General features: G+C 63.6%; 17 protein-coding genes and 1 tRNA gene. 15 read left to right on the top strand and 3 right to left on the bottom strand.

The window, feature by feature from the left end:
* Positions 1 to 6 precede the first annotated feature (6 nt).
* The 14 genes from PMI40_RS03560 (at position 7) to PMI40_RS03495 (ending at position 14111) form a co-directional block, all read left to right on the top strand.
* A complete protein-coding gene (locus PMI40_RS03560; protein ID WP_008112170.1) occupies positions 7 to 786 on the top strand; it encodes a class I SAM-dependent methyltransferase in 780 nt (259 codons plus the stop codon).
* A 46-nt stretch (positions 787 to 832) separates the two neighbouring features.
* Positions 833 to 1267 carry a ribonuclease HI gene (rnhA, locus tag PMI40_RS03555; RefSeq protein ID WP_008112167.1) on the top strand — a complete coding sequence of 145 codons (435 nt, stop codon included), beginning with the start codon at positions 833 to 835 and terminating at the stop codon, positions 1265 to 1267.
* A 45-nt stretch (positions 1268 to 1312) separates the two neighbouring features.
* Positions 1313 to 2053, top strand: a complete 741-nt coding sequence (gene dnaQ, locus PMI40_RS03550) for a DNA polymerase III subunit epsilon (protein ID WP_008112165.1) — start codon at positions 1313 to 1315, stop codon at positions 2051 to 2053.
* 114 nt (positions 2054 to 2167) lie between these two features.
* Positions 2168 to 2242 (top strand) — tRNA-Val (locus PMI40_RS03545).
* Positions 2243 to 2635: 393 nt separating this feature from the next.
* A complete protein-coding gene (locus tag PMI40_RS03540) occupies positions 2636 to 4045 on the top strand; it encodes a DHA2 family efflux MFS transporter permease subunit (protein ID WP_008112163.1) in 1410 nt (469 codons plus the stop codon).
* Positions 4046 to 4207: 162 nt separating this feature from the next.
* Positions 4208 to 4870: a response regulator transcription factor gene (locus tag PMI40_RS03535; protein WP_008112162.1), complete on the top strand. Its 663-nt coding sequence runs from the start codon at positions 4208 to 4210 to the stop codon at positions 4868 to 4870.
* 10 nt (positions 4871 to 4880) lie between these two features.
* Positions 4881 to 6251 carry a sensor histidine kinase N-terminal domain-containing protein gene (locus PMI40_RS03530; protein WP_008112159.1) on the top strand — a complete coding sequence of 457 codons (1371 nt, stop codon included), beginning with the start codon at positions 4881 to 4883 and terminating at the stop codon, positions 6249 to 6251.
* Between the two features lie 114 nt (positions 6252 to 6365).
* Positions 6366 to 6584, top strand: coding sequence for a hypothetical protein (locus PMI40_RS03525; protein ID WP_008112157.1), 219 nt, complete (start codon positions 6366 to 6368; stop codon positions 6582 to 6584).
* Positions 6581 to 7072: a hypothetical protein gene (locus PMI40_RS03520; protein WP_008112156.1), complete on the top strand. Its 492-nt coding sequence runs from the start codon at positions 6581 to 6583 to the stop codon at positions 7070 to 7072. The genes PMI40_RS03525 and PMI40_RS03520 overlap by 4 nt, the downstream gene beginning before the upstream one ends.
* Positions 7073 to 7161: 89 nt before the next feature.
* Positions 7162 to 7815, top strand: coding sequence for a DUF1345 domain-containing protein (locus tag PMI40_RS03515; protein WP_008112155.1), 654 nt, complete (start codon positions 7162 to 7164; stop codon positions 7813 to 7815).
* Between the two features lie 189 nt (positions 7816 to 8004).
* Positions 8005 to 11544, top strand: a complete 3540-nt coding sequence (locus PMI40_RS03510) for a response regulator (protein ID WP_008112154.1) — start codon at positions 8005 to 8007, stop codon at positions 11542 to 11544.
* Between the two features lie 13 nt (positions 11545 to 11557).
* Positions 11558 to 12385: a protein-glutamate O-methyltransferase CheR gene (locus PMI40_RS03505; RefSeq protein WP_008112153.1), complete on the top strand. Its 828-nt coding sequence runs from the start codon at positions 11558 to 11560 to the stop codon at positions 12383 to 12385.
* On the top strand, positions 12382 to 12996 hold the full coding sequence (locus PMI40_RS03500; RefSeq protein ID WP_008112152.1) for a chemotaxis protein CheB: 615 nt from the start codon (positions 12382 to 12384) through the stop codon (positions 12994 to 12996). The genes PMI40_RS03505 and PMI40_RS03500 overlap by 4 nt, the downstream gene beginning before the upstream one ends.
* A complete protein-coding gene (locus PMI40_RS03495; protein WP_008112151.1) occupies positions 12993 to 14111 on the top strand; it encodes a hybrid sensor histidine kinase/response regulator in 1119 nt (372 codons plus the stop codon). The genes PMI40_RS03500 and PMI40_RS03495 overlap by 4 nt, the downstream gene beginning before the upstream one ends.
* A 53-nt stretch (positions 14112 to 14164) precedes the next feature.
* Here the strand turns inward: PMI40_RS03495 and PMI40_RS03490 are convergent, their stop codons facing one another.
* Positions 14165 to 14422, bottom strand: coding sequence for a hypothetical protein (locus PMI40_RS03490; protein WP_008112150.1), 258 nt, complete (start codon positions 14420 to 14422; stop codon positions 14165 to 14167).
* A 249-nt stretch (positions 14423 to 14671) separates the two neighbouring features.
* Positions 14672 to 17434, bottom strand: coding sequence for a magnesium-translocating P-type ATPase (gene mgtA, locus PMI40_RS03485; protein WP_008112149.1), 2763 nt, complete (start codon positions 17432 to 17434; stop codon positions 14672 to 14674).
* Between the two features lie 877 nt (positions 17435 to 18311).
* On the opposite strand from mgtA, the gene PMI40_RS03480 reads away from it, so the two are divergent.
* Positions 18312 to 18494 (top strand): hypothetical protein, encoded by a 183-nt coding sequence (locus PMI40_RS03480; RefSeq protein ID WP_008112147.1) that lies wholly within the window; start codon positions 18312 to 18314, stop codon positions 18492 to 18494.
* Between the two features lie 125 nt (positions 18495 to 18619).
* Here PMI40_RS03480 and PMI40_RS03475 read toward each other — a convergent pair whose 3' ends face one another.
* On the bottom strand, positions 18620 to 19888 hold the full coding sequence (locus tag PMI40_RS03475) for a diguanylate cyclase (RefSeq protein ID WP_008112145.1): 1269 nt from the start codon (positions 19886 to 19888) through the stop codon (positions 18620 to 18622).
* Between the last annotated feature and the right edge of the window lie 32 nt (positions 19889 to 19920).

The following is a 19920-nucleotide window of genomic DNA, read 5'->3' as shown; positions in this document are numbered from 1 at the left end:
GATTGAATGATTGAAAATGCGCAAGCGCAGATTATAGACCTGGCCTCCTGGTTGCAGACCCCGACCGGGACTTACCTGCGCCAGTGGGAGCAGCAGCATCTCAATACCCTCACGGCCGACATCTTCGGCTTCAACGCGGTGCAGCTCGGCTCGCCCCAGATCCACGCCTTGCAGGCCAACCGCATGCCGTATCGCTGGTTGACCGATAACGTGATGCCGGGCGAGAACCAGTCGCAGCTCGAGATACCGCAGGTGCTGGTGCATGATTTCTGCGAATTGCCGTTTGCCTCGCAGAGCCTGGACCTGGTGGTGCTGCCGCATGTGCTGGAATTTGCCGCCGAGCCGCACCAGGTGTTGCGCGAGGTCGAGCGGGTGCTGATCCCGGAAGGGCAGTTGATCATCTGCGGCTTCAATCCCAGCAGCTTGTGGGGGTTGCGCCAGGCGGGCGGGCGCCTGACCGGCGCCCATTTCTTGCCGCGCGATGGCGAGTTCATCCGCCTGCCGCGCCTCAAGGATTGGCTCAAGCTGCTCAACATGGAAGTCAATCGCGGCCATTTCGGCTGCTACGCACCGCCGTGCGAAACCGAGAAATGGCTGCAGCGGTTTGGCTTCATGGAACAGGCGGGCGACCGCTGGTGGCCTTACTTCGGCGCGGTCTACATCGTACAGGCGATCAAGCGCGTGCCGGGCATGCGCCTGGTCGGGCCGGCGCTGAGCCGGCAGAAGGTCAAGGCGCCGCGTGGCGTGCCGGCCACCAACCGCATTCACAAGTCCGACGGCCAGTGATCGGGTATGATCGCGGCCTCGCATTGATGCAACAACGGACAAGAGCATGGACAAGGTAGATATTTATTCGGATGGCGCTTGCAAGGGCAATCCCGGGCTGGGTGGCTGGGGTGCCCTGCTGGTGTTCAACGGCCAGGAGAAGGAAATCTTCGGTGGCGAACGCAATACCACCAACAACCGCATGGAGCTGATGGCGGTGATCCAGGCATTGACGGTGCTCAAGCGGCCCTGCGAAGTGGTGGTGCACACCGACAGCCAGTACGTCCAGAAGGGGATCAGCGAGTGGATCCACGGTTGGAAGGCGCGCGGCTGGAAGACCGCCGCCCGCGAGCCGGTCAAGAATGCCGACCTGTGGCAGGCGCTCGACGCGGCCCAGGCCGAGCACCAGGTCGAATGGCGCTGGGTGCGCGGCCACAATGGTCATGCCGGCAACGAGCGCGCCGACCAGCTGGCCAATCGCGGGGTCGAGACGGCACGCTGAGCCGGTCATCGAGCCAATCGAAAGTCTTCACCAGGAATAGCCCTCATGCGCCAGATCGTCCTCGATACCGAAACCACCGGGCTGTCGCCACGCGCCGGCAACCGCATCCTCGAAATCGGCTGCGTCGAACTGCTGAACCGCCAGCTGTCGGGTCGCAACTTGCACTTCTACATCAACCCCGAGCGCGACTCGGAAGAAGGGGCGCTGGCGGTGCACGGCCTGACCACCGAGTTCCTGTCTGACAAGCCGACCTTCAAGCAGATCGCCGCCGAGTTCCTGGACTACGTGCGCGGGGCCCAGATCATCATCCACAATGCACCCTTCGACGTCGGCTTTCTGGACGCGGAGCTGGCCCTGCTGGGCCTGCCCAAGTTCAGCGAGCACGTCGACAGCGTGATCGACTCGTTGCAGATGGCCAAGGAGCAGCACCCCGGGCGCCGCAATTCGCTCGATGCCCTGTGCGACCGCTACGGCATCTCGAACGCGCACCGTACCCTGCATGGCGGCTTGCTCGATGCGGCACTGCTGTCGGAGGTGTACCTGGCCATGACCCGCGGCCAGAACACGCTGACGATGGACCTGGGCAGCAGCGAGGACCAGGCGGCCAATGCCTTGGCGCTCGAGGCTACGCCACTGGCCGACATCATCGTGATCGCCGCCAGCGACGAGGAACTGGCCTTGCACGAAGGCGTGCTGAACCAGTTGGACAAGGAAGTCCGGGGCGCTTGCGTATGGCGCTTCGAACCGCCGCCACCGGAAGCGGTGGCGGATGCCGCGGCTGCCTGAGGACAGTGTGCGAACTATTTGAGAATTTTGTGAAGAGGGCTTGCCCGCTTTGCGAAAACTATGTAATATCTTGCCTCTCGACGCATGAGCAGTAACCAGTAGCGTCAAGAAAACGGAAGGTTAGCTCAGGGGTAGAGCACTGCATTCACACTGCAGGGGTCGCAAGTTCGAAACTTGCACTTTCCACCAAATTCAGAAAAGCCCGCCTAGTGCGGTAATGCCGTTCAGTCAACGCTGAGCGGCATTTTTGATTGATAGACCGTTCGCACTGAGGTGATGCGCAGGATGGCCTCTAAGGCGCGCTGGCGACAAAGTCAGCCGAGCCTTCGATACGCTGCCATGGCAGCTACCCAGTACGAACGGGAAATAGTTTACTGTTTATCGATCACCCAACCACCGTTCGGACTGAGGTGGTCCGCAGGACCGTATCGAAGGCGTACCGACGCCGAACGGAAAATAATCGCGGCGCGCCTGAGCGACACCGGCAAACGAACTAGAATAGCGGCTATCGCTTCGTCAGCAAGCACACGACCTCAAGGGGCACCGGAACGATTGGTGTCCCGTTTTTTCGCGCCCGATTCCATGTCATCGTCCTCGACAGACCATTCCACCGCATCCAGCCCAGACCGACAACAACCCCCCGCACAGCGCGCCCTGCTGTGGATCGTCGCGTCCGGCTTCTTCATGCAGACGCTCGACACCACCATCGTCAATACGGCCCTGCCAGCCATGGCCGGCAGCCTGGGCCAGCCGGTGCTGGCAATGCACCCGGTGGTCGTGGCCTATACCTTGACCATGGCCTCGCTGACCCCGGCCTCGGGCTGGCTGGCCGACCGTTTCGGCACCCGTCGCATGTACTTCGCCACCATCCTGGTGTTCGTGATCGGCTCCATCCTGTGCGCCACGGCCACCACCTTGCCGCAGCTACTGGCCGCGCGGGTGGTCCAGGGTATCGGCGGCTCGATGCTGTTGCCGGTAGGGCGACTGGCGGTGCTGCGCAGCGTGCCGGGCGCGCAATACATCGCGGCGCTGGCGTCGATCTCGATCGCCGGCCAGCTGGGGCCGGTAGTGGGGCCGGTGCTGGGTGGCTGGCTGGTGCAAAGCCTGTCATGGCACTGGATCTTCCTGATCAACGTGCCCATCGGCACCGTCGGCATGCTGGCGGTGCTGCGCTACCTGCCCGACGATTCGCTGCCGGCCGCGCCGCGCTTCGATGTGCGCGGCTGTGCCTTGCTCTCGGGATGCATGGTGGCCTTCTCGCTGGCGCTGGATGTGCCGGCCGAACAGCATCGGATGGCCTGGAGCGCGCTGCTCCTGACCCTGGCCGCGGCGGCGGTGTGGCTGTACGTGCGGCATGCCCGGCGCGACCCCGATCCGCTGTTCAGGCTGGGCCTGTTCGGCGAACCCAATTTCAGCATCGGCCTGGCCGGTAACCTGGTGTGCCGCATCGGCTCGTCGGCCGTGCCGTTCCTGCTGCCGCTGCTGTTACAGGTGCGACTGGGCTATACCCCGTTGCAGTCAGGCCTGGTGTTGCTGCCGGCGGCCATCGCCGGCACCATCGCCAAGCCGTGGATCGCGCCGCTGGTCAGGCGCCATGGCTATGACAGGTTCCTGCTGGTCAATACGGCAGTGGTGGGGTTGGCCATCGTCTCGTTCGCCTTGATCACGCCCAGCTGGCCGCTGGCGCTGGGCATCGCGCAACTGGCGATATTCGGGGCCGCCAATTCGATGCAATTTGCCGCGATGAACAGCGTCACCCTCAAGGGCCTGGGCCGGGCCGATGCCGGTAGCGGCAACAGCCTCTTCTCGATGGTGCAGATGCTGGCCATCGGCCTGGGCGTGACCATCGGCGGCGCCCTGGTGAACCAGTTCAAGGATGTCTCGGGCGCAGCCACCAGCCTGTCGTTCCAGATCACCTTCGTGATCGTGGGGCTGATCACGCTGGGATCGGCCTGGGTATTTCGCCGCATGGATGCGCGTTATTTCAGCTGAGGGTCATGGCTGCACTGACAAAACGCTGACTCCGGCAAAACTGGCACATAATCCCCGGCATGCGCGCGTACCGGGAAAACCCTGATTGGCAGGGCCGCCGCGCTTGAAATACGATGAACCGTGGCGCCGGATCTGGCGTTCTCCTTTCTGCCCTGAAGCCCTATGAACGTATTGCTGGTCGAAGACGATCCGGTACTCACCGACGGCCTGTCGCGAGTGCTCAATTCGCACGGGTTCACCGTGCATACCGTCAACAATGGTACCGATGCCCTGTCGCAACGCTTCAACGCGTCGGTGCTGGTGCTCGATATCGGCTTGCCCGACATCGATGGCTTCGAGGTGCTGCGGCGCATGCGCGCGGCCGGCAACAATACGCCGGTGCTGCTGCTGACTGCGCGCGACACCATCCCCGACCGGGTGCATGGCCTGGAACTGGGCGCCGACGACTACCTGGTCAAGCCCTTTGCCACGCCCGAACTGGTAGCGCGCATCAAGGCACTGATCCGGCGCAGCGCACCGCAGCCGGCGCAGCTGCTGGTCGGTGGCCTCTCGCTCGACAACGCCACCAAGCGCGCCGATATCAACGGCCGGCGCATCGAACTGTCGCTGCGTGAATGGACCGTGCTCGAATACCTGATGCAGCATGCCTCGCGCGTGGTGTCCAAGCAGCAGATCATCGATGCCGTGCTGCCCTGGGGCGAGGACTTCACCATCAATGCGGTGGAGGTGTATGTCTCGCGCATCCGGCTCAAGATCGCCGACTCGGGCGTGGCCATCCGCACCATCCGCGGCTTTGGCTACATGCTCGAGAAAAGCGATAACTGAGCCACCACCGATGGCGGCCTCGCACACCAGCATCCGGCGCAACCTGCTCAAATGGCTGATTGCGCCGCTGTTGCTGATCAACCTGGTAGGCGGCGGCGTGACCTACTGGCTGGCCTGGCTGCCGGCCCAGCACGCGTTCGACCAGAACCTGATGGATTCGACCTGGGCCCTGTACGCCCAGGTGCGGCATCGCCAGGAGCACACCACCGCCGAACTGACCCAGCAGGCCGAGCAGATCCTGCGCAGCAACCATTCCGACACCACCTTCTTCGCCGTGCGCGATATCGATGGCCAGATCGTGGTCGGCGATCGCGGCTTTCCGCCCATGGTCGAGAGCGACGTCTTCGACCGCCCGATCAGCTATGACGCCGTCATGCGTGGCGAACCGGTGCGCATCGCGGCGTTGCAGGTAAAGGTCAAGAACGGCGTGATCTCGATGGCGGTGGCCGAAACGGTGCGCAAGCGCAATCGCGCGCACTACACCATCCTGTTGTCGCTGCTCATCGCCGAAGGGGTGCTGACCTTCATCTCGGTGGCGGTGGTGATGCTGGCAGTGCGCCGCGGACTGCGACCGCTGCGCAGCCTGCAGCGCAATCTCGAGCAGCGTGGCCACGGCAAGCTGGGTGCCATCGACAATGCCGGTGCGCCGGTCGAGCTGGTGCCGTTGATCGGCGCCATGAACGAATTGATGGGGCGCATCAGCAAGGGCGAGCAAGCGCAGCAGAACTTCCTGGCCGATGTGGCGCACCAGTTGCGCACACCCTTGACCGGCCTCAAGCTGCAAGTCGAACTGTTGCATGCCAAGCATGCCGACGATGGCGACACCATCCGCTCGCTGGCGATGATGAATTCGTCGGTGGAACGGATGATCCGCCAGAGCCGGCAGTTGCTGGCGCTGGCGCGTTCCGAGCCGGGCCTGTTCGAGCAGCGCAAGCTCGAGACGCTGTCGCTGGACAAGCTGGTGGAAGAATCGATCCAGCATTTCATCGAGCAAGCCGACAAGAAGCAGATCGATCTCGGCTTCGACCTGATGCCGGCGCGCCTGGCGGGCGACCGTTTCCTGCTGCGCGACCTGATCGACAACCTGATCGACAATGCGATCCGCTATTCCCCCGCCGGCGGCAGCGTCACGGTGCGCTGCCTGGAACAGCAGGGCGCCACGCTGCTGAGCATCGAGGATAGCGGTCCGGGCATCGCCCCCGAGCACCGCGAGCGCATCTTCGACCGCTTCTATCGCGCCAACGACAAGGTCGCCGGCAGTGGCCTGGGGCTGGCCATCGTGCGCGAGATCGCCCATGATCATGGCGCCACCATCACGCTGGCCTGTGGCGAGCAGGGCGCGGGCACGGTGATCACCGTGCGCTTTGCGCAAGCAAGGTAATGTTAATTTTTTGTTAATTTAGTTTCTTTGATGAAACAGTGAGCTCGCCAGCGCTCGAACCACCGCACCGTCATTATGTCTAACTGCCACTTTGACCATCAGACCGGAGGCAGCATGAGCGACAAGGTATTGCAGAGCGGCACCCATATTGCCCGTTACGACGCCCAGAAGAATCCCGACGACACATTCGAGGCACAGGTCTTCGTACGGCTCTCGCGTGAGCCCGAACTGGCCGAGACGTATATTCCGGTCGGTATCTTCCCCACCGAGGCCGAGGCCCTGGCAGGCGCGCGCGAGCGCGCCGAGCGGGCCTTGAAGGAGCATGAGTTTTGAGCGCCGCCATCGCCACCCGCGGCGGCTGGCGCGGCGCGCTGGCGGCCGTCGCAGCGCTGGCCGTGATGGCCGGCTGCGCCAGCGGCGGCGACCCGAGGCCGGCCAGCCAGACGTTCGAGTTGCGTGGTGCCACCACCGCGCCCGCCGAAGGATGGACCAGGGCGACCAGCAATGATATTCCCGGCATGGTGGTCTACCTGGCGCCGCAACCCATCCTGGGGGCGGCCGATGTCGAGCGCGCCACCGTGCAAAAAGATGCGGCGGGGCGCTCGGTCCTGCTGCTGCAGTTCACGCCCACCGGTACCGCGCGATTGACGGCCGGCACCCGTGAGCTGGTCGGCCGCCAGTTGGCCGCCGTGGTCGAGGGCCGGGTGACCAATATCGCCAAGGTGACCGAGCCGATGACCATCAATACCATGGCATTGACCGGGTTTGCCAGTTTCGATGACGCCACCCGCGTGGCACATGCGATATCGGCCCGTCGCTAGGGGCCGCACGTTGATTGGCGACGGCTGAAACATGTTATGTTTCAGCCGTTTCGCCATGTGCGTCCACCATCACCACCCATCTTCTCCCTATGTCCGTCGCCCGCCATATCGTCCAGGTTCATCCCCGCTTGTTGGTCGCTGCCGCCATTGGCGTGGTCGCTGGCGTGTGCTGGCCTTCCGGATCCCTGATCTCGCAGTGCCTGATCGGGTGGAATGTCGGTGTCTGGCTGTACCTGTTCTTCCTGTGGTCGATGATGCTGCGGGCCGATGCCCTGGCGACCAAGAAGCGCGCCGAGCAGGAAGACGAAAGTGCGCAACTGGTGCTGGCGATGGTCTGCGTGGCGGCCATTGCCAGCCTGGTGGCGATCCTGCTGGAACTGGCCGGTGGCCAGGGGCAGCAGGGACGGTTGGGGCGCTACGCATTCACCGGCGCCACGGTGCTGGGTTCATGGCTGATGATCGGCACCATCTTCACGGTGCACTATGCGCGCCAGTTCTATGCCGATGACGATGATCCGTCGGCCTTGCCACTGCGCTTCGCCGATGGCGTGGCGCGTCCCGATTACTGGGACTTCCTCTATTTTTCGTTCACCATCAGCGTGGCCGTGCAGACCTCCGACGTCGGCGTGGCCACCCGTGCGCTGAGAAAGACGGTGCTGGCCCATTCGCTGATCTGTTTCATTTTCAATGCCGCCATCATCGGCTTGTCGATCAATATCGCCGCCAGCCTGGCCGGAAGCTGAGCGCCGGATTGAACCGAACCACGCAAGCCCGGTCCTAGCCGGGTTCGAGCCATTGCCGCGCTGCACGATGGCAGGCCTGAGCGCTAATAACCAAGTATAATTTTCGGCATTTTTGCCACGCAGAAATGCGCAGGGAGGGGGATCACGGTCCCTCACAGCTCACCAGAATCTATTAGAACGGAGCGCACCGTGCCGGTTTTTTCCAGCCAAGCCGAAGAACGCATTGCCACATTCAAGCGCCAGAGCAAGGGCGCATTCTCGGGGCCGCCGCTGCCGCCCGGGCCGCTGGTCGGGTTTGGCATCGCCGTCCTGGCGGTGATCCTGATCTCGATCTTCACCCTGCAAGCCTCGATCACCCGCACCGAGGCCGCCGATGCGGTCTCGCACACCATCGACGTGCGCGAGCAGCTGCAGGTGCTGATCTCGGCCATGAAGGATGCCGAGACCAGCCAGCGCGGTTTCCTGCTGACCGGCGCCGAAAGCTACCTGGCACCGTACAACCAGGCCCGGGCCTCGTTGCCGGGCGAATTCGACAAGTTGCGTCGCCTGGTGTCGGATAGCAGCGAGCAGTTGCAGCGGCTGTCCCAGGTCGAGTCGATCACCCGCGAAAAGATGGAAGAGCTGGGTGAGACCATCACCCTGCGACGCAACGGCGACTCCGCCGGCGCCTTGGCCGTGGTGCAGTCGGACCGTGGCAAGATGGCCATGGACCGGGTGCGCGCGGTGGTGCGCGAGATGGAAAACCACGAGCGCGCCCTGTTGGCCACGCGCCAGGGCGACTGGCAGGACGCGGTAGCGTTTTCCAGCATGGTCACCTGGGGCGGATCGGCGCTGCTGCTGCTGTTGATCCTGACGTCGGCCGTGATGACCTCGCGCGACTATCGCAGCCGCGAGAAGCAGACCTGGATCCGTTCCGGGCAGATGGGCCTGGCGCAACGCCTGCAAGGCGACCAGCGCCTGGAGCTGCTGGGTGACAACACCCTCAATTTCCTGGCCAACTATCTCAATGCGCAGATCGGTGCGATCTACCTGCGCAAGGGCAATGGCCAGTTCGAGCGCTTCGGTGCCTACGCCATGCCGGCCAGCGAAGGCGCGCTGGCCCTGCGCGACGGCGAAGGCCTGCTGGGCCAGGCGGTGAAGTTGAACCAGGCGATGCATATACGCGATGTGCCCCGGGATTATTTCACGGTGTCGTCGGCGCTGGGGCAACGCCCACCCAGGGAATTGATGATCGTGCCGGCGGCCGCCGAGGGCCAGGTACAGGCAGTGGTCGAACTGGGGTTCCTGCGTCGCATCCGACCCGAGGAAGAAGAACTGCTGGCGCGCCTGTCGGACCAGATCGCCATCGCCGTGCGCTCGTCCAAGGACCGCAGCCGCCTGGAAGAACTGCTGGAAGAGACCCAGCGCCAGGCCGAGGAATTGCAGGCCCAACAGGAAGAATTGCGGGTCAACAACGAAGAGCTGGAAGAGCAGGGCCAGGCCTTGAAGGCGTCGCAGCTGCGGCTCGAGACCCAGCAGGCCGAACTGGAAGAAACCAACGCCCAGCTGGAGGAACAGGCGCAATTGCTGGAAACCCAGAAGGACGACCTGGCCAAGACCCAGGTGGTGCTGGTGGACAAGGCAACCGAACTGGAACGCGCCAACCAGTACAAGAGCGAGTTCCTGGCCAACATGAGCCACGAGCTGCGCACCCCGCTCAATTCGACCTTGATCCTGGCCAAGCTGTTGGCCGACAACAAGCACGGCAATCTGACCGAAGAGCAGGTGCGCTTCGCGCAGACCATTTCGTCGGCCGGCAACGACCTGCTGGCGCTGATCAACGATATCCTCGACCTGTCGAAGATGGAGGCCGGCAAGCTCGATATCCTGCCCGAGCCGTTCCCGGTGGCCAAGCTGGCCGATGAACTGCGCGCCGTGTTTGCGCCCACCGCGCAACAGAAGGGCCTGGCCCTGCGCGTGAGTGTCGACCCGGCGGCGCCGACGCAGATCGAGACCGATATCCAGCGCCTGGGCCAGATCCTCAAGAACCTGCTGTCCAATGCCATCAAGTTCACCGACAAGGGAGAAGTGAGCCTGACCGTGCGCGATGCCGGCGCCAGCCATGTCGCTTTCGTGGTGCGCGACACCGGCATCGGCATCGGCGCCGAGCAGCACCAGTTTATCTTCGAGGCCTTCCGCCAGGCTGACGGCAGTACCCACCGCAAGTACGGCGGCACCGGGCTGGGATTGTCCATCTCGCGCGACCTGGCCCGCTTGCTGGGCGGCGATATCCAGGTGCAAAGTCGCGAGGGCGAGGGCAGCATCTTCACCCTGACGCTGCCGCGCGTGTATGCCGGCGACGGCGAGGCGCCCTCGGGCATGTCCGGCGCGCCGTCGTCGTCGCCATCGCTGGCGTGGCCCGGCGCCGCACCGACGCTGTCACCGGTCTCGGCCGGTGCGGTGGCGGCATCGCCCGATGTGCGCTCGCACCAGACCCATCCGCGCCAGGGGCTGACCGAGATCGCCATCGAGGATGACCGCCATCGTATCGAGCCCAATGCGCGCCTGATCCTGGTGGTCGAGGATGACACCGCGTTCGCCCTGATCCTGCGCGACCTGGTGCATGAGATGGGCTTCCAGTGCGTGCTTACCCACTCGGCCAACGATGGCGTGGCCGCTGCCGACATGTATCGCCCCAGCGCCATCCTGCTCGACATGAACCTGCCGGACTTCTCCGGACTGGGCGTGCTGGACCAGATCAAGCGCAATCCGCGCACCCGGCATATCCCGGTGCATGTGGTGTCGGTGGCCGACTATGCCCAGGAAGCGATGGAGCGCGGTGCGGTCGGCTATGCCTTCAAGCCGGTGCAGCGCGAAGAACTGGTTGGCGCCGTGCGCAAGCTCGAAGCCAAGTTCCTGCAGGACCTGCGTCACGTGCTCGTGGTCGAGGATGATGCGCGTCAGCTCGACAGCATCCGCCAGCTGCTCGCCGGCGAGAACATCAACATCGTCGGCGTGCATACCGCCGGCGATGCGTTGCGCCAGTTGCAGCAGACCACCTTCGATTGCATGGTGATGGATCTGAACCTGCCCGACCTGTCCGGCTACGAGTTGCTGGAAAAGATGGCCGAGCAGGACCAGGTGGCTTTCCCGCCGGTGATCGTCTATACCGGTCGTTCGCTCAAGGCCGAGGAAGAGCAGCGACTGCGCCGCTTCTCGCGCTCCATCATCATCAAGGATGCGCGTTCGCCCGAGCGCCTGCTCGACGAGGTGACGCTGTTCCTGCACCAGGTCGAGACCAAGCTGCCGGCCGAAAGCCAGCGCATGCTGAAGGTGGCGCGCGACCGCGAATCGGTATTCGAGGGACGCCGCATCCTGGTGGTGGAAGACGACGTGCGCAATATCTTTGCCCTGTCGTCGGTGCTCGAACCGAAGGGCATGAAGATCGAGATCGCCCGCAATGGCCTGGAGGCGCTGGCAGCGCTGGAGCGCAGTCGCACTGCCGAGCAGGGTGCCATCGACCTGGTGCTCATGGATATCATGATGCCCGAGATGGACGGCCTGACCGCCATGCGCGAGATCCGCAAGAAACCCGAATTCAAGAAACTGGCTATCATTGCCCTGACGGCCAAGGCCATGAAGGACGACCAGGAAAAATGCCTGGCCGCCGGCGCCAACGACTACATCGCCAAGCCACTGGACGTGGAAAAGCTGTTGTCGCTGGTGCGGGTGTGGATGCCCAAGTCGTGATCGGACATTGCGCATGACTGACAAGCACTTCGACATCGAGATGCAGTTGCTGCTCGATGCGATCTATCTCAAGTACCACTGCGATTTTCGCGGTTATGCCGGCTCGTCGCTCAAGCGCCGCCTGACCACGGCGCTGGGCCGCTTCGAGTGCACCACGTTGTCGCAGCTGCAACACCGCGTGTTGCACGATGCGACGGTTTTTCCGGCATTGATGGATTACCTTACGGTGCAGGTCAGCGAGATGTTTCGCGATCCGACCTACTTCCTGTCGCTGCGCGAGAAGGTGGTGCCGCTGCTGCGCACGTATCCCTCGCTCAAGATCTGGGTGGCTGGTTGCAGTACCGGCGAGGAGGTCTATTCGCTGGCCATCCTTCTGCGCGAGGAAGGCCTGCTCGAACGCACCCTGATCTACGCCACCGACATCAACCAGGCGGCGCTGAAGAAGGCCGAGGCCGGCGTGTACGACCTGGACCGCATCGCCGGCTTCACCAGCAACCACCAGAAGTCGGGCGGCAAGACCTCGCTTTCGGATTACTATACGGCGGCCTATGGTGCGGTGGTGTTCGACAAGTCGCTGCGCCGCAATGTGGTGTTCTCGGATCACAGCCTGGCCACCGACAGCGTATTTGCCGAGATGCAGCTGGTGTCATGCCGCAACGTGCTGATCTATTTCAATCGCCAGTTGCAGGAACGCGCGCTGGGCCTGTTTCGCGAGTCGTTGTGCCGCAAGGGCTTTCTTGGATTGGGATCGAAGGAGTCGCTGCGGTTCTCGGCCCATAACAGCGCCTTCGATGAAGTGGTGCGCGAAGACCGTATCTTCCAGAAGAAGGGCGAGCTATGACCCCGGCCATCGATTGTTCGGCAGTCGAGGCGGTGGTCATCGGTGCCTCCGCCGGTGGGGTCGAGGCACTGCTCGAGGTGTTGCCGGCGCTGCGCGCCGGGGTCGCGCCGCCGACCATGGTGGTGCTGCATATTCCGCGCGAGCGGCCCAGCCTGCTGGCGCAGATTTTCGATGCCCGCTGCGCCCTGCCGGTGGTCGAGGCCCAGGACAAGGACCCGCTGCTGCCGGCGACGATCTATTTTGCCGCGCCCGACTACCATCTGCTGGTCGACGGTAGCGATGCGGCGCCGTTGCTGGCCATGTCCAATGACGAGGCCGTGAATTTTTCGCGACCGGCCATCGATGTGTTGTTCGAGTCGGCCGCCGATCATTTCGGCCCGCGCCTGCTGGGCATCGTCCTGACCGGCGGCAACCAGGACGGCGCGGCCGGCCTGCAGGCGATCCGGGCCGCCGGTGGCATGACGATGGTGCAGGACCCGGGGCAGGCCCAGGCGCCCTACATGCCCGAGCAGGCGATCGCGGCCGGACCGATAGATTATGTATTGACGCTGGCTCGGATCGCCGATGTGCTGGCATCGCTGAGCGTCAAGGGTGAAAGGAAAAGCAGGTGATTGACAAAACCAAGGGACAGCCCCTGCCGCGCGTGAAGTTCTTGCTGGTCGATGACCTGGCCGAGAACCTGCTGGCCTTGTCGGCGCTGCTGCAGCGCGACGACGTGGAACTGCTGCAGGCACGTTCCGGCTTCGAGGCGCTCGAGCTGCTGCTGGTACATGACGTGGCCCTGGCCCTGATCGACGTCCAGATGCCGATGATGGACGGCTTCGAGCTGGCCGAGCTGATCCGGGGCAGCGAGCGCACGCGTAACATCCCGCTCATCTTCGTGACCGCCGGCACCCGCGACGAGCACCGCATGTTCAAGGGCTACGAAAGCGGGGCCGTCGATTTCCTGTACAAGCCGATCGAGCCGCACATCCTGCGCAACAAGGCCGAGGTGTTCTTCCAGCTGTACCGCCAGAAGCAGCAACTGGCGCTGGAACTGCGCGATCGCACCGAGACTCTGCGCACCAACGAGATGTTCGTGGCGATCCTCGGGCACGACCTGCGCAATCCCTTGGGCGCGGTGATGATGGCGGCCACGCTGCTGCAGCGGACCTATAGCGAGGAAGTGGCGCAAAAAGCCTCGCAGCAGATCCTCAACAGTGGCCGGCGCATGGCCAAGCTGATCGAGAACATGCTCGATCTTGCCCGGGCACGGCTGGGTGGCGGCATTGCGCTCTCGCGCGAGCAGATGGTACTGGGCGAGATGGCCGGCAAGGTAGCGCAGGAGTACCGCGCCACCTATCCGGACTGCGTCATCCTCAGCAGTTGCGTGGGCGACGATACGGGGCACTGGGATCCCGAGCGACTGGCACAGGTGGTAGCCAACCTGCTCGGCAATGCGCTGCAGCATGGCGTGCCGGGACAACCGGTGAGTGTGCGCATCGATGGCGCCGGTGAGCATGAGGTGATACTGCAGGTGGCCAATCAGGGGGTGATACCGGCCCATTTGCTACCGTCCATCTTCGATCCGTTCCGCGGTGGCGACAGTACCGAAGGCAACCGCCAGGGCCTGGGACTGGGCCTGTATATTGCCCAGCAGATCGTGGCAGCGCACGGTGGCCGGGTCGATGTGATGTCCAGCCGGGAGACGCAGACGGTGGTGTCGGTGCACCTGCCGCGCCATTGAAGGCCGGAGCCGGCGCGGTGCGTCGATCGCGTCGGTCAGGCAGTGGTAACGGCTCAGACCTGCTCGCCCAGGGCGGCCTGGATCGATGCCACGACATGGGCGCGCACCAGCTCCTGCAATGAATGGCCGGACAGGATGTTGTGCGAGATCGATCCCACCCGCGACAAGGCCTCGCGCGCGCCCCAGGTGACGCTGGCGCTCCACGAGATCGATTCGCCGCCGCGATAGTCGGCACGGTACTGGTATATCTTGCCGTCGGTGATGCTTTTGTAACTGCCTTCGCAGTTGCCTTCATGCAGAATTGCGTTCATTGATGCCCTCGGCTGCGCCGTGTCTTTTCGTGAGTTTTGTTCGATGTCGAGAGATTAACGACCACGTGTCAAGCGCACTATCGGGGAAACCCTGAACTTCAAGGTAAAAAAGCTTACCCCCTTGCCTGGGAGTAAGCTTTTTTGGTTTTACCGCATTATTTTCGCTCTGGCGTTCGAACGATCGCTAGCCGGGACGCGGCTTTCGCTGCGGCGCCGATCGAATGGATGCACGCCTGTCCGCAACGTCCGTCACTGCCATCCGTAACGTCGCGCGTACCAGTTCTTCATGACCTGGATCAGTACTGCATAGGCCAGCAGGATCGCCGCCAGCCAGCCGAAGTAGGCCAGCGGCAGCGCTTCGAGCTTGAAGTAGTGCGCCAGTGGCGACATCGGCAGGAACACGCCGGCGGCCATGATGACCAGCGTCATGCCCATCAGCGGCCAGGCGGCACGGCTCTGGAAGAACGGAATGCGGCGGGTGCGGATCATGTGGACGATCAATGTCTGCGACAGCAGGCCCTCGATGAACCAGCCCGACTGGAACAGGGTCTGGTGTTGCGGCGAGTCGGCGCCGAACACGAACCACATCAGCGCGAAGGTCGAGACATCGAAGATCGAGCTGATCGGGCCAAAGAACACCATGAAGCGGCCGATGTCGGCTGGATCCCAGCGCTGCGGACGGTCCAGGAATTCGCGATCGACGTTGTCGAAAGGGATCGCGATCTGCGACACGTCATACAGCAGGTTCTGCACCAGCAGATGCAAGGGCAGCATCGGCAGGAAGGGCAGGAAGGCGCTGGCGATCAGGACCGAGAACACATTGCCGAAGTTCGAGCTGGCCGTCATCTTGATGTACTTGAGCATGTTGGCAAAGGTCTTGCGGCCTTCCAGCACACCTTCTTCCAGCACCATCAGGCTCTTCTCGAGCAGGATCAGGTCGGCGGCCTCCTTGGCGATATCGACGGCGGTATCGACCGAGATGCCGATATCTGCCGCACGCAGCGCGGGTGCGTCGTTGATGCCGTCACCCATGAAACCCACCACATGGCCCTGGTCGTGCAACACGCGCACGATGCGCTCCTTGTGGGCCGGGCTCAGCTTGGCGAACACGGTCACTTTCTCGGCCGCCACGGCCAGCTCCTGGTCGCTCATCTTCTCGACGTCGCCACCCAGCAGCATGCCGTCGACTTCCAGCCCCACCTCGCGGCAGATCTTGGCGGTGACCAGCTGGTTGTCGCCGGTCAGGATCTTGACCGCCACGCCGTGCGCGCGCAGTGCCGCCAATGCCGGGGCGGTCGATTCCTTCGGCGGGTCGAGGAAGGCGATGTAGCCGACCAGCACCAGGTCCGACTCATCGGCCAGGCCGTAGGTTTCCTTGGTGGGAGGCAAGTCCTTGGCAGCCACCCCTACCACGCGCAGGCCTTCGGCATTGAGGCGCCCGGTGGTGGCGTGGATCTCGGCCAGTAGTTCCGGCGTGAGCGGCACCACGCGGCCGTCATGGCGGGCATGGGTACAGACCGAGACGATTTCCTCGACCGCGCCCTTGCAGATGAGCTCGTGATGGTCTTCCCGTTCGCTCACGACCACCGACATGCGGCGCCGCTGGAAGTCGAACGGGATCTCGTCGACCTTGCGATAGGCCGAGGCCACCGACATCTCGCGTTGCAGTTCGGCGTGCTCCAGCACGGCCACGTCGAGCAGGTTCTTCAGGCCGGTCTGGTAATAGCTGTTGAGGTAGGCGTACTGCAGCACTTCATCGTCGCGCTCGCCCCGGATGTCGGTATGGCGTTCGAGGAAGATCTTGTCCTGGGTCAGGGTCCCGGTCTTGTCGGTGCACAGCACGTCCATGGCACCGAAGTTCTGGATGGCGTCGAGCCGCTTGACGATCACCTTCTTGCGCGACAGCGCCACTGCGCCCTTGGCCAGGGTCGAGGTGACGATCATGGGCAGCATCTCGGGGGTCAGGCCCACCGCCACCGACAGCCCGAACAGGAAGGCCTCGACCCAATCACCCTTGGTGAAACCATTCAGGAAGAACACTACCGGCGTCATCACCAGCATGAAGCGGATCAACAGCCAGCTGACCTTGTTGACGCCCGACTGGAACGCGGTGGGGCTGCGATCGGTGGCCGTCACGCGCTCGGCCAGGGCACCGAAGTAGGTGCGCTTGCCGGTGGTGACCACCACCGCCGTGGCCGAGCCGCTGACCACGTTGGTGCCCATGAAGCACAGGTTGTCCAGCTCCAGCGGGCTGGCGGTGTTGAGATTGCTGGGGGTGGCGAATTTCTCGACCGGCAGCGATTCGCCGGTCATGGCGGCCTGGCTGACGAACAGGTCCTTGGCGCCCAGCAGGCGCAGGTCGGCCGGCATCATGTCGCCCGCCGACAGCAGCACGATATCGCCGGGCACCAGTTGCCGGATCGGTACCTCGACCCGACGCGCGCCACGCGAGTGCAACTGCACGTCGAAGTAGCGGCGCGCCTCTTCGGCGATGTCTTCGCGCAGGTCGTGGCGCATCACGGTGGCGGTGTTGCTGACCATTTCCTTGAGCTTGTCGGCGGCGGTGTTGGAGCGCGCCTCCTGGACGAAGCGCATCAATGTCGATACCACCACCATGGTGCCGATGACGATGGCCGCCTTCATGTCTTCCGTGTAGAACGAGACCGCCGCCAGCAACGTCAGCAGCAGGTTGAACGGGTTCTTGTAGCAGTGCCACAGGTGCACCGGCCAGGACAGCGGCTTTTCGTGCTCGACTTCGTTGGGGCCGACCTCGGCGCGGATGGCCTCGGCTTCGCTTTCGGTCAGGCCATCTGGGCGCGAGCCCAGGCGCTGCAGCAGCTCGGCACTGTCGGCGTGGGCCGCCTGGTGCAGTTGCTCGGCCAGCGTCTGGGGTACGTCGCGGCTGACCGGGGCGCTGCGGAACATGTCCATGCCCAGGCGGCGGAAATGACGATCCATGCCGCGGGCGCGGATGAAGGTGACGAAGGTTTCTTTCAACAGGTTCAGATTCATGATGCACTTCTTTTCTTGTTGTCTGCGCACTTCAGGTGCGCGGGGCTTGCCATCGGGCGCTGCGATGAGCGCTCGTCGTGTCGGCCGCAGGCCAGGTGGTCGACGGGAGATTCATGGTGGTTCCTGTTGCATCACAGCCTCCGCTTGGGTCGCAGGGAGCGCCTGTCGTTGGTACCTGGGACGCGACGCCGGCACCGCCGTCAAGCGGCGTCCGTCAGCAAATCGTCAGCATTGGCCTGCCCATGTGCATCCGTTCCCGGCGCCGTGAGGGCAGGGAGTGCATGTGGCCGCGTGAGCAGCAAAGGGATGGCCAAGCCGGGACGCTGTAGGCGTAGCGGTCGATCGTCGATCTGTCGTTGTGGGGAATGACGATGCGTGTGAGGCGATGCGCGTTGGTGCGCGGCCTGCATCGTTATGCCGTCATCTGCGCTGGGCAAAATGACGACAGGAGGAGTCCTGCGGAAATCTTGCCTGGCTTTAACCGGTAATTAACCGGCAACAACTGTCACCCGAACAAGTACCCATGAGAGGGACTCCATTTAATGAGAACGGACGAATTCTACGCTCGCGCTCAAAAATGGGTCAAGGCAATTCGCCCGTGAAAACTAACTTTTGTGCGTTCGCAACATCATTTGATTCGCGTTGTTGTCGCTGCTATGCAGCAACGAAAGTTCTAACAGATGCTTGTGTTATTGGGCATGAGGCCTATACTCGAATCAACAAGGGCAACAGCAAAGCCAAGGCCAGAGCCGGTTTCAGGTCTTTGTCAGGTTTTGCCAGTCAAGTCGGGCAACGTAGTGTTGGTTACGTGCGCCGCTTGGGCTGGTGGACGCCCGAGAGAACTCGAGAATGAGACAGGCCAATGAGGAGACGCATCATGCCTAATATCATCATGAACAACCTGGTGTTCTTTGTCCCCATGACCCTGGCGGGTCTGTTACTTTGCGGTGAAGTGCCGGTGGCCTCGCGTGCCATCCGTGTGTCACTGCGAACGATTGGCGCGGTGGGTGGCGCGCTGATGGCGCTTTTGGTACTGGAGGCTCTGCCAGTACTGATCTGACGGGCTTGATAGGCCCGTCTTGCCGCTAGCTGCGGCTGGCGGGGCATCGGCTACAGACCAGGGTCGTACGTTGGTCTGATTGAACCAGCCGGTAGTCCCGCCCTGATTTCCCTAGGTCGATATCTTCACAGTGGCCTCGTGGCGGCCCCGAAGGTGTCGGCCTTTTTTGCGTCCGCGGGATGGCGCTGGTCGGGCGCGGGCCATGTGCCGCCGGCGCCGTCGTCGTGCCATGCGACGACGCAATCGCGGCCGTTTTCCTTGGCGCGATACATCGCATGGTCGGCCCGCTGCAACCACACGTAATGCGCTTCCATGCCGTGGTCGAACGGCACCAGGCCGGCACTGACGGTGCATCCGCGCAGGCCGCCCGGGATGACCTGGTAACGCCGTACCTCGTCCACCAGGCGCTGCGTCAGCTGCCAGGCTTCGCTGGCGCTGGTGTCACGCAGGATGACCACGAATTCTTCCCCGCCGTAGCGACCGATGGCATCCTGCTCGCGCAGGTTGCTGCGCAGCAGGGTAGCGAACCTGCGCAGCACTTCGTCGCCCACCAGATGGCCATGGGTGTCATTGATCGACTTGAAATGGTCCAGGTCCAGCAGCAACAGGCAGGCATGCCGGGGCTGGTCGGACTTGCCGCAGCGCTCGAATTCCCAGATCAGCAGGTTTTCCCAGTAGCGGCGGTTGAATAGTCCCGTCAGGCCGTCGGTCTGGCTGACGAGCTCGAAGGCACGCGAGCGCTCGGCCAGCTTGCGCGACATGTCATAGGTGGTCTTGCCCAGTGCCAATGGATAAAGCGCGAGCATCGGCAGGCTGGCCAGGATGGTGGTGAGGTTGGCGTGGGGAGCGAAGTCGAAGCCCAGCACCAGTGCGCCCAGTGCGAAGCCGGTGAGGTTGGCGTACAGACCGCGCATGAACAGGCGCACGCCGCCGGCGGCGATGTTGTCCATCGAGACCATGGTGATGATGACGGCCGAGGGCACCAGGCTGGCGTGCATGGCCGCGACCCAGAAGCCGGCGTAGACCGAGTCGATCACCAGGTTGCGACGCTCGGCGCGGTAGGGAATGCGGCAGCGCAGCGCCCAGATGCGCGCCGCCTGCGGCCATACCAGGGCATGCATCAGGAGCAGGGTCCAGGCCAGCCAGCCGGCGTGCTGTTCGACCAGCCCGGCGCCCACGCACAGCAGGCCGGTGGCCACGCCGACCATGCGCATGCGATAGATGCGCTCGACAAAACGCACACCACGCCCGATCAGCTCCTGGGGCGCCGGATCGTCCAGGCGCGTCGGGCGTCGTGCGAACAGCGTCAACGGATTGAGCAATGCCAGCAGCGACGCCGGGTCGAGCCGTCGTCTGCGTGATTGATCGCGGGCTTGCTTGATATCGGTTGGCATATTGTCAGTCTGCTGCCGACGGCCCCTCAGCA

This window comes from Herbaspirillum sp. YR522 (assembly GCF_000282575.1).
Taxonomy (GTDB): domain Bacteria; phylum Pseudomonadota; class Gammaproteobacteria; order Burkholderiales; family Burkholderiaceae_D; genus Herbaspirillum.
This window is presented reverse-complemented; position numbering and strand designations above follow the sequence as displayed.

What these genes read in the sequence shown, in the direction of transcription:
- PMI40_RS03490 (WP_008112150.1), bottom strand. Translation starts at nt 14,422, where the DNA reads ATGAACGCAATTCTGCATGAAGGCAACTGCGAAGGCAGTTACAAAAGC.
- PMI40_RS03475 (WP_008112145.1), bottom strand. Translation starts at nt 19,888, where the DNA reads ATGCCAACCGATATCAAGCAAGCCCGCGATCAATCACGCAGACGACGG.
- PMI40_RS03540 (WP_008112163.1), top strand. Translation starts at nt 2,636, where the DNA reads ATGTCATCGTCCTCGACAGACCATTCCACCGCATCCAGCCCAGACCGA.
- rnhA (WP_008112167.1), top strand. Translation starts at nt 833, where the DNA reads ATGGACAAGGTAGATATTTATTCGGATGGCGCTTGCAAGGGCAATCCC.
- PMI40_RS03505 (WP_008112153.1), top strand. Translation starts at nt 11,558, where the DNA reads ATGACTGACAAGCACTTCGACATCGAGATGCAGTTGCTGCTCGATGCG.
- PMI40_RS03560 (WP_008112170.1), top strand. Translation starts at nt 7, where the DNA reads ATGATTGAAAATGCGCAAGCGCAGATTATAGACCTGGCCTCCTGGTTG.
- mgtA (WP_008112149.1), bottom strand. Translation starts at nt 17,434, where the DNA reads ATGAATCTGAACCTGTTGAAAGAAACCTTCGTCACCTTCATCCGCGCC.
- PMI40_RS03500 (WP_008112152.1), top strand. Translation starts at nt 12,382, where the DNA reads ATGACCCCGGCCATCGATTGTTCGGCAGTCGAGGCGGTGGTCATCGGT.
- PMI40_RS03480 (WP_008112147.1), top strand. Translation starts at nt 18,312, where the DNA reads ATGCCTAATATCATCATGAACAACCTGGTGTTCTTTGTCCCCATGACC.
- PMI40_RS03525 (WP_008112157.1), top strand. Translation starts at nt 6,366, where the DNA reads ATGAGCGACAAGGTATTGCAGAGCGGCACCCATATTGCCCGTTACGAC.
- PMI40_RS03535 (WP_008112162.1), top strand. Translation starts at nt 4,208, where the DNA reads ATGAACGTATTGCTGGTCGAAGACGATCCGGTACTCACCGACGGCCTG.
- PMI40_RS03515 (WP_008112155.1), top strand. Translation starts at nt 7,162, where the DNA reads ATGTCCGTCGCCCGCCATATCGTCCAGGTTCATCCCCGCTTGTTGGTC.
- PMI40_RS03530 (WP_008112159.1), top strand. Translation starts at nt 4,881, where the DNA reads ATGGCGGCCTCGCACACCAGCATCCGGCGCAACCTGCTCAAATGGCTG.
- dnaQ (WP_008112165.1), top strand. Translation starts at nt 1,313, where the DNA reads ATGCGCCAGATCGTCCTCGATACCGAAACCACCGGGCTGTCGCCACGC.